Raw genomic sequence first — 14,641 nt, 5'->3', positions numbered from 1 at the left:
AATGATCAATTCGGTGAGAAGTGAACATCTACTAGAGTTGAAATAATGAAAAAATGTAAAGCATACTTTACATAGTGTTGTGTGTTAAATATACTGATGTAAAGCTTACTTTACATGGTGTGGTATGAATTATTCTCGGAATTTGTTGCAGCTGCTGATCGCGATTGCAATCTATGTGGTGGTTTTGATCGGCTCATTAAAAGTTTTAAATTTTATTGATCTACAATGGCTTAAAATTGTTGTTTCATTAACGCCAATGTTGCCAGCATTGCTGATTGCATTTGTGATTATTCAACAATTCAAAGGTTTTGATGAACTGCAACAGAAGATACAATTACAGGCACTTGGCATAAGCTTTGTAGGTACATCTTTGATTACGTTTAGTTATGGCTTTCTGGAAAATGTGGGCTTTCCAAAACTGACCATGTTTATCATTTGGCCGATGATGGCGATGCTTTGGTCAATTGCGACCGCCGTAGGAACTTGGAAATATCGATGAAAAATAATGTACCCCAGTTGAGAAAAGACAAAGGCTGGTCTCAAAGCGACTTGGGGGATTATGTCAGTGTCTCGCGGCAAACCATTAATGCCATTGAAAAGGAGCGCTATGATCCGAGTCTAACGCTTGCCTTTAAAATTGCTCATGCATTTGGACTGAGCATTGAACACGTATTTCTCTATGAGGAAGAATAACTCTGTCAGCATTGCTGCTTAGGGCGTTATTTGTAGATGTAAAAGTGGATAGGGATTGCCCTGACCATCGAGTTCTGAAAGACTTATCGTCTGAAATCCCATTTTTTGATAAAACTGAACAGCTTGTAGATTTTGCTCATTCACATCAACTTTATAGATCTGAAGTTGTTTGACTGCAAAATCGAGCAAGGCTTTGCCAATTCCTAATCTTCGATATTCTGGCAGAATAAACAGCATTTCAATATTGTCGCTACTACAGCCTAAAAAGCCGACAATTTTATGTTCAATCACATATTTATACAGTGCAACATGATGAAAATATTCATTCAGGATCAGTGGCTTGAGCTCAGTAATCATGGCTTCAGGTAAAAAGTCATGCGTCGCTCTAACTGATTTTTCCCAGATGTCTAATAAGTTTGTGTGGTCTTGCTGGGTCGCTTTTATAATCATAAATTCACTTCTGTCACGGCAGCTTGCGGTCTCTATTTTTAACTATTCTATACACGATTTCTAGTTTGAGGGGGCGAAAATGAAGATTGTGTTCACTGCGATTATTCAAGTTCTAACTGATCATCATCCTTGGTCAGTTTGATTTTTAGTTTTTTGTATTTACGTTTATTGGGATCGAGTGCGGAATTTAACACTTCGTTAGAAAAGTGTTGGTCTTGCATGAGGGTGGTATAGGTTTTATACCCGAGAATAATTCGTGTCGGTTGATAGCCATTCCGTGTCACATAATAATGAATCATTTGATTTAATTCAGTTAACAGACAGGTACTGCTCATGATTCAATATCACATTTAAGAGACCTATACAGCATAGTCTATAAAAGAAAACTTATCTAGCTGATGTTCATTGATTTTTTCAGAATTCTAAAGCTGTCATAAAAACGTCATCTAAAAACATTATCGTGATTTATATAATAAAAACTGAATAATCATAAAACGTTTCAACACGCATCCGAATAAATTTAAATCATGGTAAATGAAGGGGAAGGGCTTAGAAAAACGAGGAGCGATTTATATGCATGAAAAAGAGCTGACCTGGCGAAACAACAAACCACTAAGCCATCGTTTGAATGTCTTACTTTCGGCATATCAGACATTTTTAGTGAGCAAGGGCCTAGTAAACAGTGAATTTAGTCGTCTGATCTTTGTTGAAAACTACACCCAGGCACTAAAATTCAAAATTTATGATGACGACTTAAAGAAACAGCTCATTGATGAATTGGAACGCTTTAGCGCTTTTCAATAATTCAACATCCATCCTCGATTTAAAAAATAGTCCAGATTTAGTCTCTATATCTTAATGATTTTTATGAGGTCTTTTCATAGGTAGGTTTTGTTTTTAATATATGGAATTGCATATATATGGATATTCGTATATAAATAAATTATTCTCTTTCTTAAAAGATCAAGTGCAATGGACGACATCACGATTTACCACAATCCTGCGTGTGGAACTTCACGTAATACGCTGGCCTTAATTCGGAACACTGGAGTTGAGCCAACCGTGATTGAATACCTGACTCATCCGCCAACAAGGGATGAGCTGATTGGTTTGATTCGGGATGCACAATTAACGGTCAGAGAAGCAATCCGCCAGAATGTCGAGCCTTATCGTAACTTGTCACTTGATCGAGACGATTGGAGCGATGCTCAACTGATCGAGTTTATGCTTGAATATCCTATTCTTATTAATCGTCCCTTCGTGGTCACGACTTTGGGTACACGTTTATGTCGACCATCGGAACTGGTACTCGACATTTTACCTTTCCCTCAAAAAGGCGCATTTCGCAAAGAAGATGGCGAGCAAGTGATTGATGAACATGGTCAGCGAATTCAGTAAATCTTAAGCCCGAAAATTGAAGATTTAAATAGGAAACTGAAATGGAAGCTGTCGCTTTTTTTAAGTGTTTATCTGATGAAACCCGACTCAATATCGTAATGTTGGTTGCCCAGCATCAAGAGTTATGTGTATGTGATCTGACTGAAAAATTACAATTGAGTCAACCGAAAATTTCGCGTCATCTGGCTTTATTACGTGCATCAGGTTTGTTGCAAGATCGCCGTCAGGGGCAATGGGTCTATTACCGTATCAATCCTCAACTTCCTGCATGGGGGCATGAGGTTCTGTCGGTTTTAGATACGCAAGCGGTGACCTTATTTCCAAGTTTGCAAAGCTTGGTATCAAAAAGTTGCTGTGATTAAAATGCCATGAAAACCCTTTCCTTTTTAGATCGTAACCTGACGCTCTGGATTTTTATTGCTATGGCTTTAGGTATAGCAATTGGTATCTTTATTCCACAAGCCCCAGTCAACTTAAACCAAATGAGTGTCGATTCAGTCAATATTCCAATCGCAATTGGTTTAATTTTGATGATGTATCCACCCTTAGCCAAAGTGGATTACGCCACACTGCCGCAAGTGTTTAAAGACAAAAAAACCTTAACTTTATCTTTAGTACAGAACTGGATAATTGCACCTGTGCTGATGTTTGCATTAGCCATCATTTTTTTGCATAGCTATCCAGAATATATGACTGGACTGATTTTGATTGGTTTGGCCCGTTGTATTGCAATGGTCTTGGTCTGGAATGGATTGGCCTGCGGTGATAATCAATATGTCGCAGCCTTGGTCGCATTCAATAGTATTTTCCAGATTCTATTCTTTAGTACCTATGCTTGGTTATTCCTAACATTTTTACCGCCTTACTTTGGGATTGCAGGGCAAGTGATCCATGTTGATTTTTGGACCATTAGCCATGCGGTGTTGATCTATCTCGGTATTCCATTTTTGCTTGGGTTTTTGACCCGTTTAATCTTGGTCCGTGCCAAAGGTTTACAGTGGTATCAGCATGTTTTTTTGCCCAAGATCAGTCCGCTCAGCTTGTTGGCATTGCTGTTTACCATTGTGGCGATGTTTAGCCTGAAAGGTGCTGAGGTTGTGAGCTTGCCTTTGGATGTGCTTCGTATCGCACTTCCATTGACCATATACTTTGTCGTGATGTTCTTCATCAGCTTCTTTATGAGTAAGTGGATGGGCAATGACTATGCGAAAACCACCGCGATTTCATTTACTGCAGCGGGTAATAATTTTGAGTTGGCGTTGGCTGTTGCAATTGTGACCTTTGGTTTGGCTTCACCTGTCGCTTTTACCACGGTGATTGGGCCATTGGTTGAAGTTCCTGTCTTAATTGCGCTTGTCAGTGTGTCTCTGTGGTTAAGAAAGAAATATTTCTCTAATAGATTGGATTAGCACTTTATTTAGAAAATTATATTTAAAGTATAAATTGGTAAGGCTAAAAAATAAAAAGCCTCAGTTGTCTAATTCGGGGTATCGACAACTGAGGGTAAACTTGGGGCTATATAAAATAGCTTATTTTATTTGATAATAAATTCTTTAACTTATTATCAACTTTTACTTGGATTAAAAAGCCTCAATCGCCTAATTCGGGGTATCAACGACTGAGGTGAAACTGAGTCTTTATAATGTATCTGTCTTTTTTTAATAATGGAATGGTTTAGGTGAAAAATGCATATTATGTCTAATTTTTTGGTTAATAATGTTGAATGTGATGAAGTTGAGGGGTGTTATTTATATATTTTTTTAGATTTTTCCATATAATAGTTTTTGATAGAAATTCGTTGTTCACGAATATAATCACTTGGTTTTTTACCTGTCCAGCCAAAAAAAGCCCGAGAAAAAGCACTAATATGGCTATAACCCAGTAAATCAGAGATTTCTTGAATATTACGATTTGAGTCAATCAACTTTTTGGCAAGTTCAAACTTCTTTGATTGTAGTAGTGCAGAAAAAGTTGTGTTGGCAAGCGCTAATTCTCTTTTTAAAGTTCTTTCTGAGAGTTTTAATTTTTCAGCAACATCAGTCAGGCTTGGGAAACCGATACCAGGGGTAAACTTGAGTTGTTGGTTTACTTTTAAAATAATCTTATTATCTTGATCTTGATAGAAAAGGTATTCCTTATTTACCATTTCCATTGCAAGTTGATAAGCACTATTTGAGCTAAAAGTTAGTGGCAGATCCAAACATTTTAGATCAAAGCTAATCTGATTGTGCTCTTGATTAAAATGCATCATGGGTAAGCGCTTTTCATAAAAGGAATGATAATCTTCTTTATCCCATGTCACATGAATATTAATACCTGTTAAATTAAAGTTAGTGATCATCTGTAAATTACTAATAATGTCAATCAATGCACTTTCTAGGAAAAAACGATTGACTATATTTTTTTTACTTTCATTGAGTTGGGTGGGAAGTTGATACAGTGGGTTGAGCCTTAGAATGATTTTATTATTTTTATTCAAAACGGCTAAATCCATTTTATGAATACGCATACTATAATATTTTTGTAAATCAATAAGAACTTTGCCGATTGAACTATTGGTAATTAATATAAATCCTAGTGCGCCATGTGCAGTGAGCTTACAATTTAAACCAAATTGATAACCTACGCCTTTATCTGGAAAAAGTTCCAGTAGGCGAATAATAATCTCTGTCCATTGGTCAAAACTAATGCGTTCTTGTTTGTTATTATCAGTAAGCAAAGATAAAGGGATTTGGCAATAGCGAATGACTTCAGCTTTGGGAACACCAAATGTGGTTGCAGTATCCACAAGTAATTTTAGATAATCATTATGGATGTTAAGTAACTGTTTTTTCATAGCATAGGAATAAAAAAGGTGTCGAATGTCGAGATGACACACTTATACCTGAGCTTTAATATACAGTTGTGATTTATCTTAAAATAGTCCCATTATGTTTATTATTTTTGTTTAATATGTACTTTATTATGCATTATGGGAATACTTCATTAAAATTACTAAAAATGTGACGCAATTGTTAAATATTGGACTTAATTGTTAATAGTGTGTAGGTTTTGTTTATTTAAATTTGTACGGGTTAGAATCCTCTAAGAAGTACTGATTATGAATAAAATATATCGTTTGGTCTGGAATAAAAGTCTAAATTTATGGACTGTTGTTTCAGAAAATGCACGCGGCGTAACAAAAAAACGAAATGTAGCTGCAAATACATCAATTAAAACAGAGATCACCTCATCTGCTGCAACATATCAACAAGTTCTGCTTAAACCTAGCTTAATTGCTTTAACTATTAGCTCTGTCTTTTGGAGTGTAGGAGCTTTTGCTGCGGTGAATACGGGAGGTGGAAGCTCAAGTAATGGCTCGAGTATGGCGATTTCACCTGATGGAACACAATGTAATAGTGCTGGGGGAGCAGCTAGTATAACAAATGGTACGACTGGTAATGGTGGGGGGAGTGTTGCGATGGGATGTGGTAATAGCATCTCAGGAACTGACTCAACTTGGCAGCAACGAATTGTTAACCGTCGCGGTGATGGAAATGTTGCCTATGGTGCTGGTGTACCAACAGGAAATGCTGCGGGCGTACTTACGGGGTCGACCGCAGTGGGACGCCAAAATACGATTACGGGACAGGGTGGTGCAACCGTGGTTGGGACAGCAAACGTATCTCGGAGTGGCAGCCAATTTCATAATGTGCTTATGGGGCAAGGTAATAGTACCGTCGGAACAGGGGGGTACAATATCTTAATGGGGATGGGTAACCAAGTGGTCGATGCTGCTAATGCCACGCCTGATGGTACTGGAGTGGGGACCAACAGTATTGCCATTGGGGTTGGCAACCGTGTTACAGGTCAAACAGCGATTGCGTTTGGACGTCAGAGTTATGCCGATGCCGATTATGCGATTGCCCAAGGGAATACTGCGACAGTCAATACTGGTGCAACGGGCGGGATTGCACTCGGATATTCTGCAACAACCAGTGGACAACGTGGTATTGCGATTGGTAGTAGTGACTCCACAACTAGAGATTATGACTTAGCATCATCGCCACATGCTGCGGGTGTTGATTCAATTGCAATGGGAACTCGTTCAAAGGCGACAGGTAATGAAACCATTGCGGTGGGCCGACAAAGTACAGCAACAAATACTCAAGATATTGCAGTTGGTCAAGGTGCAACTGCACAGGGGATTACCGAGAATGGCGTAGTTCGAACAGCACTTGCTGTCGGAAAAGGCGCTCGTGCTGCGGGTCGAAATACGCTTGCTCTTGGTGAGGCGAGTGCTGCAACAGGGTCGACTTCATCTGCGATAGGTGCAAGTGCAATTGCGAGTAATACCGCATCTACAGCCATTGGGGCTTTTTCTAAAGCAACTGCTGATTTTGCGACTGCAACTGGTAATTTTGCAGAAGCTTCAGGAGTCGGTGCAACCGTAAATGGTTCAAATGCAAAAGCGAGTGGTGAGTTATCTAGTGCGTTTGGTAGTTTGTCGAATGCTTCAGGGGATCAATCTGTTGCCGTGGGCGCAGGTGCAGAATCTGCCGGAGAAAGTGCTGTTGCGGTAGGGCCAGATGCTAAAGCGAATAGTGCTAATGATATTGCAATCGGGAATGATGCCGCGACGGCAACGGGTACAGGCGGTAATAATATCGCCATGGGTAATGGGGTGACCACAGGCGCTGTAGGACAAAACGTTGCAATTGGTTCGGATGGGACAACGGCCAATTCAGAAACTGCAGCGGGCGGTGCCGTTGCGATTGGGCGAGATCAGGTGGCAACAGGTGACGGGGCTGTTGCAATCGGTGATCCAAACCGAGCAGCAGGCAGTGGTGCGGTTGCTTTAGGTAAGGACAACACTGCGGCAGGAGATGCAGCTGCAAGCACTTTGGCAAGTGGCGCTGTAGCGATTGGTAATACTAACCAAGCCATTGGTCAGGGTTCAGTCGCATTAGGGAATACCTCAACAGCTGCAGCGGCAGGCGCAATTGCTTTGGGTGATACCGCCAATGCGCAAGCAACACGAGGTGTGGCATTGGGTTCTGGTGCAACAGCAACCAATGCGGATGATGTTGCGCTTGGTGCAGGTTCGGTCACTTCAGCAGCCAATCCAACTGCCAATGGAACGGTGGGTGGTATCACTTATGGTTATGCAGGAACAACGCCGAGCAGCGTGGTCAGTGTCGGCAGTGAGGGCAATGAACGTCAAGTGACTAATGTGGCGGCAGGTCGTGTCAGTGAAACAAGTACCGATGCAATTAATGGCTCTCAGCTTTATTCGACGCAACAAGCCTTAGGAAACCTTGCAGAATCAACAGCCAATCATTTGGGCGGTGGTTCAGTTGTGAATCCAGATGGCACAGTGAGCGCACCAAGCTATATTGTCAATGAGACACCAATTAATAATGTCGGTGATGCGATTGAAGCCTTGGATCAAGGTTGGAACCTACAAACGAATGGTGCTGGCGCGGATGCGGTTAAAGCAGGTGACACAGTTGATATTGGTACTGTTGCAGGTGAAGAAAATCTAACCGTGACAAAGGATGGCAATACCATCCAATACGGTCTAAACAAAGCGTTGAAAGTAGATAGCGTCACTGCGGGTGACACGGTGATTAACACCGATGGTGTGACCATTGCAAATGGTCCAAGTATTACCAAGTCTGGAATTGATGCAGGAGGTAATAAAATTACCAATGTTGGTCCTGGTACAGCAGGTACAGATGCAATCAATAAAGACCAATTAGATGCAGCAACCGCGGCAGGTAAAAGCACAGTCAGCCAAGGTAAAAATATTACAGTCACTGAGACTGTTAACGATGATGGCAGTACTGATTATGAGGTTGCAACCGCAAATGATGTTGACTTTAACAATGTCACAGTAGGTGGTGCAAATGGGGTCAGCATTGATGGCACCACAGGCAAGATCAGTGGTGTGACTGCGGGTGAAGTCAGTGCCACGTCGGATGAAGGCGATCAATGGTAGGCCAGTTGGCAGGTACAGCCAAGAGCGTATCGGATGCTTTAGGCGGTGGTTCAGTAGTGAATCCAGATGGCACAGTGAGCGCACCAAGCTATACCGTGAATGGTGTAGAAAGCAACAACGTTGGTGCAGCAATTGAAGAGCTGGATAAAGGCTGGAACTTACAAAGCAATGGCGCCAATGCGGGTGCAATCAGGACTGGTGACACGGTTGATATTGGCACCGTTGCGGATGAAGACAATCTCACGGTAACCAAGAATGGCAACACCATCCAATACGGTTTAAACCGTGACCTGAAAGTAGATAGCGTGACCGCTGGTGATACCGTTATTAATGACAATGGTGTGACCATTACCAATGGCCCAAGTATTACCAAAGATGGCATCAATGCTGCGGGGAATACAATTAGCAATGTAGCAGATGGTGCAGCCCCAAGTGATGCCGTAAACAAAGGCCAGTTGGATAAAGCGGCAGCGGCATCGAAAACGGAAGTGACTGAAGGTAAGAACGTCACAGTGACTAAAACTACAGGCGCTAATGGACAAGACATCTATAACGTAGCGACCAAAGATGATGTTGACTTTAACAATGTCACAGTAGGTGGTGCAAATGGTGTGAGCATTGATGGCACCACAGGCAAGATCAGTGGTGTGACTGCGGGTGAAGTCAGTGCCACGTCGGATGAAGCGATCAATGGTAGCCAGTTGGCAGGTACAGCCAAGAGCGTATCGGATGCTTTAGGCGGTGGTTCAGTAGTGAATCCAGATGGCACAGTGAGCGCGCCAAGCTATGCCGTGAATGGTGTAGAAAGCAACAACGTTGGTGCAGCGATTGAAGCCTTGGATCAAGGTTGGAACCTACAAACGAATGGTGCTGGTGGTGCAGCGATCAAAGCAGGTGACACAGTTGATATTGGTACTGTTGCAGGTGAAGAAAATCTAACCGTGACAAAGAATGGCAACACCATCCAATATGGATTAAACCGTGATTTAAATGTCGATAGCGTTCGTGCGGGCGATACCTTAATCAATGACAATGGTGTGACCATTACCAATGGCCCAAGTATTACCAAAGATGGCATCAATGCTGCGGGGAATACAATTAGCAATGTGGCAGATGGTGCAGCCCCAAGTGATGCCGTAAACAAAGGCCAGTTGGATAAAGCGGCAGCGGCATCGAAAACCGAAGTGACTGAAGGCAAGAACGTCACAGTGACTAAAACTACAGGTGCTGATGGTCAAGACATCTATAACGTAGCGACCAAAGATGATGTTGACTTTAATAATGTCACAGTAGGTGGTGCAAATGGTGTGAGCATTGATGGCAGCACAGGCAAGATCAGTGGTGTGACTGCGGGTGAAGTCAGTGCCACGTCGGATGAAGCGATCAATGGTAGTCAGTTGGCGGGTACAGCCAAGAGCGTATCAGATGCTTTAGGCGGTGGTTCAGTGGTGAATCCAGATGGCACAGTGAGCGCGCCAAGCTATACCGTGAATGGTGTAGAAAGCAACAACGTTGGTGCAGCGATTGAAGAGCTGGATAAAGGCTGGAACTTACAAAGCAATGGCGCCAATGCGGGTGCAGTCAAAGCAGGCGATACGGTTGATATTGGCACCGTTGCGGGTGAAGACAATCTCACGGTAACCAAGAATGGCAACACCATCCAATATGGATTAAACCGTGATTTAAATGTCGATAGCGTTCGTGCGGGCGATACCTTAATCAATGACAATGGTGTGACCATTACCAATGGCCCAAGTATTACCAAAGATGGCATCAATGCCGCGGGGAATACAATTAGCAATGTGGCAGATGGTGCAGCCCCAAGTGATGCTGTAAACAAAGGCCAGTTGGATAAAGCGGCAGCGGCATCGAAAACCGAAGTGACTGAAGGCAAGAACGTCACAGTGACTAAAACCACAGGTGCTGATGGTCAAGACATCTATAACGTAGCGACCAAAGATGATGTTGACTTTAACAATGTCACAGTAGGTGGTGCAGATGGTGTGCGTGTTGATGGCAGCACAGGCAAGATCAGTGGTGTGACTGCGGGTGAAGTCAGTGCCACGTCGGATGAAGCGATCAATGGTGGACAACTCCACGGTGTTGCAGACAGTGTTCGAAGCGCAATTGGTGGTGAAACCGTCTTAAATCCAAATGGTTCGGTGACCACCAGCAATGTGGGTAACACAGGTGAAGGTAACATCCATGATGCGATTGATTCTGTACGTAAAAATGCAGTAACAGCGAAAACCACGGTCACCGAAGGTGACAATATTGTTGTCACTGAATCGACCAATCCAGATGGCAGCACCAACTATGAAGTTGCCACAGCACGTGATGTTGACTTTGATTCAGTGCAAGTGGGTGATGTCAACATTGATGGTACGACAGGCAAGATCAGTGGTGTTGCAGATGGTACGGTTGCCGCAGGTTCAACTGAAGCGATCAATGGTGGTCAACTGAATGACAGCGTCGGCTCTACGGGCGATATCTTGGGTGGTGGCGTGACCAATGAGGGTGGTCGACTTAACGGTCCATTTACCGTCAATGACAAAGGTTATGACACGGTCGCTGATGCGATTCAAGGAGAAGCAGCGGCAGCGAAAACTGAAGTTGAAGCGGGCAAGAACATGACTGTTGCAAGTCGTACTGGTGCCGATGGACAAACCATCTATGAAGTTGCGACAGCGGATGATGTGTCATTTGATTCAGTACAAGTGGGTGATGTCAACATTGATGGCAGCACCGGCAAGATCAGTGGTGTGGCAGACGGCACCATTGCAGCAGGTTCAAGCGAAGCGATCAATGGCGGACAACTCCACGGTGTTGCAGACAGTGTACGAAGCGCAATTGGTGGTGAAACCGTCTTAAATCCAAATGGTTCGGTGACCACCAGCAATGTGGGTAACACAGGTGAAGGTAACATCCATGATGCGATTGATTCTGTACGTAAAAATGCAGTAACAGCGAAAACCACGGTCACCGAAGGCGACAATATTGTTGTCACTGAATCAACCAATGCAGATGGCAGCACCAACTATGAAGTTGCGACGGCACGTGATGTTGACTTTGATTCAGTGCAAGTGGGCGATGTCAATATTGATGGTACGACAGGCAAGATCAGTGGTGTTGCAGATGGTACGGTTGCCGCAGGTTCAACTGAAGCGATCAATGGTGGTCAGTTGAATGACAGCGTTGCGTCTACGGGCGATATCTTGGGTGGTGGCGTGACCAATGAGGGTGGTCGACTTAACGGTCCATTTACCGTCAATGACAAAGGTTATGACACGGTCGCTGATGCGATTCAAGGAGAAGCAGCGGCAGCGAAAACTGAAGTTGAAGCGGGCAAGAACATGACCGTTGCAAGTCGTACTGGTGCCGATGGACAAACCATTTATGAAGTCGCGACAGCGGATGATGTTGACTTTAACAATGTCACTGTCGGTGGTGCAGATGGTGTGCGTATTGATGGCGCGACAGGCAAGATCAGCGGTGTTGCAGATGGCACCATTGCAGCAGGTTCAAGCGAAGCGATCAATGGCGGACAACTCCACGGTGTTGCAGACAGTGTCCGAAGCGCAATTGGTGGTGAAACCGTCTTAAATCCAAATGGTTCGGTGACCACCAGCAATGTGGGTAACACAGGCGAAGGTAACATCCATGATGCGATTGATTCTGTACGTAAAAATGCAGTAACAGCGAAAACTACGGTCACCGAAGGCGACAATATGGTGGTAACTGAATCAACCAATCCAGATGGCAGCACCAACTATGAAGTTGCGACGGCACGTGATGTTGACTTTGATTCAGTGCAAGTGGGTGACGTCAACATTGATGGTACGACAGGCAAGATCAGTGGTGTTGCAGATGGTACGGTTGCCGCAGGTTCAACTGAAGCGATCAATGGTGGTCAGCTGAATGACAGCGTCGGCTCTACGGGCGATATTTTAGGTGGTGGCGTGACCAATGAGGGTGGTCGACTTAGCGGTCCATTTACCGTCAATGACAAAGGTTATGACACGGTCGCTGATGCGATCCAAGGAGAAGCAGCGGCAGCGAAAACTGAAGTTGAAGCGGGCAAGAACATGACTGTTGCAAGTCGTACTGGTGCCGATGGACAAACCATCTATGAAGTTGCGACAGCGGATGATGTGTCATTTGATTCAGTACAAGTGGGTGATGTCAACATTGATGGCAGCACAGGCAAGATCAGTGGTGTTGCAGACGGCACCATTGCAGCAGGTTCAAGCGAAGCGATCAATGGCGGACAACTCCACGGTGTTGCAGACAGTGTACGAAGCGCAATTGGTGGTGAAACCGTCTTAAATCCAAATGGTTCGGTGACCACCAGCAATGTGGGTAACACAGGTGAAGGTAACATCCATGATGCGATTGATTCTGTACGTAAAAATGCAGTAACAGCGAAAACCACGGTCACCGAAGGCGACAATATGGTGGTGACTGAATCGACCAATCCAGATGGCAGTACCAACTATGAAGTTGCGACTGCTAAAGACGTAAAATTTGACAGTGTTACGTCGACGGATGCAGATGGAAATGAAACCATTCTGGATGCCAAAGGTGTGAGCTTAAAAGATCAAGCTGGAAACACCACGATTCTTGGTCAGGATGGTCTCGGTTTCGCTGACCCGATGGGGAATAGCGTTGGACCACGTATCAGTGTAAGTGGCATCGATGCCGGTAATACCGTGATCACTGGTGTTGCGCCAGGGCGTGTTACCGCAGATTCAACCGATGCAATCAATGGCAGTCAATTAAAAGGTGTTGCGGATAGTGTATCAAGTGCAATTGGCGGTAATACCACAGTGAATCCAGATGGAACCATTATCACCAGTGATATTGGTGGAACTGGTAAAGACAACATCAACGATGCGATTGGTGCTGTGGGTAAAGCAGCGAAAGAGGCTAAAACTACAGTAAGTAAAGCGGATGGCGATGAAAACGTCACAGTGACCAGCCGTCAAAATGCAGATGGCAGTACGGATTATGAAGTTGGCTTATCGAAGGACGTTAAAGTCGATAGCGTGACGGCGGGTGATACGGTGCTCAATGACAATGGTTTAACTATTGCAGGAGGCCCAAGCGTGACTAAAGATGGTATTGATGCTGGTGATAACAAAGTCACGGGTGTTGCCGATGGTACGGTAGCGGCAGGCTCTAAAGATGCGATCAATGGTGGCCAACTCCATGGTGTCGCAGACAGTGTGAAAAACATTGTGGGTGGTAATACCAAAATCAATCCAGATGGCACGATTGTAGGTGACAATATTGGTGGGACAGGTCAAGACAACATCAATGATGCAATTGGTGCTGTAGGCAAAGCAGCACAAGCTGCCAAGTCATCGGTGAGTAACAAAGATGGCAATATTTTAGTCACACCAAGCACCAAAGCAGATGGCAGTACGGATTATGAAGTTGGTTTAGCCAAAGACATTACCGTGGATAGTGTGACGGCGAAAGATGTCAATGCGAATCAGGTCAATGTGGGAGGTGCTGGTGGAACCACGATTGCAGCAGATGGTGTACGGATCGTAGATGGGCCAAGCATGACCAAAGAGGGCATCAATGCAGGTGGCAAGAAAGTCACAGGTGTTGCTGATGGCGCCATTGCCAGCGGATCAAAAGATGGAATCAATGGCGGCCAGTTACATCGTTCTTATGAAGATGTTGGCGCAGCACTTGGTGGTGGTGCGGGTTATGACCCAAGCACTGGCTGGAAAGGGCCGAGCTATAATGTTGCAGGTGGCACACATGACAACGTGGGGGATGCACTCGGTGCAATTGATAACCGAGTAACCAATTTGGGTGATCAATTACAACAAGCTTTCTACGACACCAACAAACGTATGGATAAGTTGGAAGACAAAATGTCTGCGGGCATTGCAGCAACTGCGGCATTAGAAAATGCACCATTTATTCCAGGTAAGCTCACCATGGCAGCAGGTGCGGCCTATTACAACGACCAAAGTGCAATTGGTGTGACCTTCCGTAAGACTGCGGACAATGGTCGCTGGTCATTAACGACGGGTGCTGCGATGGGTAGTCAAGGCAATAGTCCATTGGTTCGTGTTGGTGTAAGTACCATCATTGATTAAGTCT

General features: G+C 44.1%; 11 protein-coding genes. 8 read left to right on the top strand and 3 right to left on the bottom strand.

Annotated features, from left to right (window positions below):
* The first annotated feature begins 124 nt into the window (after positions 1 to 124).
* A complete protein-coding gene (locus tag NG55_RS18485) occupies positions 125 to 499 on the top strand; it encodes a hypothetical protein (protein ID WP_016543100.1) in 375 nt (124 codons plus the stop codon).
* Positions 496 to 693: a helix-turn-helix transcriptional regulator gene (locus NG55_RS18480; protein WP_016543101.1), complete on the top strand. Its 198-nt coding sequence runs from the start codon at positions 496 to 498 to the stop codon at positions 691 to 693. Before NG55_RS18485 ends, NG55_RS18480 begins: the two co-directional genes overlap by 4 nt.
* A gap of 18 nt (positions 694 to 711) precedes the next feature.
* Here the strand turns inward: NG55_RS18480 and NG55_RS18475 are convergent, their stop codons facing one another.
* Together NG55_RS18475 and NG55_RS21150 are read right to left on the bottom strand one after the other, a co-directional pair.
* A complete protein-coding gene (locus NG55_RS18475; protein ID WP_065344073.1) occupies positions 712 to 1,143 on the bottom strand; it encodes a GNAT family N-acetyltransferase in 432 nt (143 codons plus the stop codon).
* A 101-nt stretch (positions 1,144 to 1,244) separates the two neighbouring features.
* Positions 1,245 to 1,478, bottom strand: a complete 234-nt coding sequence (locus tag NG55_RS21150) for a hypothetical protein (RefSeq protein WP_016543103.1) — start codon at positions 1,476 to 1,478, stop codon at positions 1,245 to 1,247.
* A gap of 238 nt (positions 1,479 to 1,716) precedes the next feature.
* Between NG55_RS21150 and NG55_RS18465 the strand changes: the two genes are divergently transcribed.
* From NG55_RS18465 to arsB, 4 genes are all read left to right on the top strand, one after another.
* Positions 1,717 to 1,947: a hypothetical protein gene (locus NG55_RS18465; protein WP_065344072.1), complete on the top strand. Its 231-nt coding sequence runs from the start codon at positions 1,717 to 1,719 to the stop codon at positions 1,945 to 1,947.
* A gap of 168 nt (positions 1,948 to 2,115) precedes the next feature.
* Positions 2,116 to 2,541: an arsenate reductase (glutaredoxin) gene (gene arsC / locus NG55_RS18460; RefSeq protein WP_065344071.1), complete on the top strand. Its 426-nt coding sequence runs from the start codon at positions 2,116 to 2,118 to the stop codon at positions 2,539 to 2,541.
* Between the two features lie 41 nt (positions 2,542 to 2,582).
* On the top strand, positions 2,583 to 2,903 hold the full coding sequence (locus NG55_RS18455) for a metalloregulator ArsR/SmtB family transcription factor (protein WP_016543106.1): 321 nt from the start codon (positions 2,583 to 2,585) through the stop codon (positions 2,901 to 2,903).
* 6 nt (positions 2,904 to 2,909) lie between these two features.
* Positions 2,910 to 3,950, top strand: a complete 1,041-nt coding sequence (arsB, locus tag NG55_RS18450; protein ID WP_065344070.1) for an ACR3 family arsenite efflux transporter — start codon at positions 2,910 to 2,912, stop codon at positions 3,948 to 3,950.
* 335 nt (positions 3,951 to 4,285) lie between these two features.
* Here arsB and NG55_RS18445 read toward each other — a convergent pair whose 3' ends face one another.
* Positions 4,286 to 5,377, bottom strand: a complete 1,092-nt coding sequence (locus tag NG55_RS18445; RefSeq protein ID WP_065344069.1) for an AraC family transcriptional regulator — start codon at positions 5,375 to 5,377, stop codon at positions 4,286 to 4,288.
* 264 nt (positions 5,378 to 5,641) lie between these two features.
* Between NG55_RS18445 and NG55_RS21480 the strand changes: the two genes are divergently transcribed.
* Positions 5,642 to 8,521 carry an ESPR-type extended signal peptide-containing protein gene (locus tag NG55_RS21480; protein ID WP_171258008.1) on the top strand — a complete coding sequence of 960 codons (2,880 nt, stop codon included), beginning with the start codon at positions 5,642 to 5,644 and terminating at the stop codon, positions 8,519 to 8,521.
* Positions 8,515 to 14,637 carry a YadA-like family protein gene (locus tag NG55_RS18440; RefSeq protein WP_171258007.1) on the top strand — a complete coding sequence of 2,041 codons (6,123 nt, stop codon included), beginning with the start codon at positions 8,515 to 8,517 and terminating at the stop codon, positions 14,635 to 14,637. Before NG55_RS21480 ends, NG55_RS18440 begins: the two co-directional genes overlap by 7 nt.
* Positions 14,638 to 14,641 lie beyond the last annotated feature (4 nt).

This window comes from Acinetobacter gyllenbergii (genome assembly GCF_001682515.1).
Classification (GTDB): domain Bacteria; phylum Pseudomonadota; class Gammaproteobacteria; order Pseudomonadales; family Moraxellaceae; genus Acinetobacter; species Acinetobacter gyllenbergii.
The sequence above is the reverse complement of the archived record's forward strand: the minus strand, read 5'-3'. Positions and strand labels throughout refer to the sequence as shown.

Bases quoted from the DNA above. Each gene is read 5' to 3' on its own strand.
- NG55_RS18480 (WP_016543101.1), top strand. From the start codon at position 496: ATGAAAAATAATGTACCCCAGTTGAGAAAAGACAAAGGCTGGTCTCAA.
- NG55_RS18475 (WP_065344073.1), bottom strand. From the start codon at position 1,143: ATGATTATAAAAGCGACCCAGCAAGACCACACAAACTTATTAGACATC.
- NG55_RS18440 (WP_171258007.1), top strand. From the start codon at position 8,515: ATGGTAGGCCAGTTGGCAGGTACAGCCAAGAGCGTATCGGATGCTTTA.
- NG55_RS21480 (WP_171258008.1), top strand. From the start codon at position 5,642: ATGAATAAAATATATCGTTTGGTCTGGAATAAAAGTCTAAATTTATGG.
- NG55_RS18455 (WP_016543106.1), top strand. From the start codon at position 2,583: ATGGAAGCTGTCGCTTTTTTTAAGTGTTTATCTGATGAAACCCGACTC.
- NG55_RS18485 (WP_016543100.1), top strand. From the start codon at position 125: ATGAATTATTCTCGGAATTTGTTGCAGCTGCTGATCGCGATTGCAATC.
- arsB (WP_065344070.1), top strand. From the start codon at position 2,910: ATGAAAACCCTTTCCTTTTTAGATCGTAACCTGACGCTCTGGATTTTT.
- NG55_RS21150 (WP_016543103.1), bottom strand. From the start codon at position 1,478: ATGAGCAGTACCTGTCTGTTAACTGAATTAAATCAAATGATTCATTAT.
- NG55_RS18445 (WP_065344069.1), bottom strand. From the start codon at position 5,377: ATGAAAAAACAGTTACTTAACATCCATAATGATTATCTAAAATTACTT.
- arsC (WP_065344071.1), top strand. From the start codon at position 2,116: ATGGACGACATCACGATTTACCACAATCCTGCGTGTGGAACTTCACGT.
- NG55_RS18465 (WP_065344072.1), top strand. From the start codon at position 1,717: ATGCATGAAAAAGAGCTGACCTGGCGAAACAACAAACCACTAAGCCAT.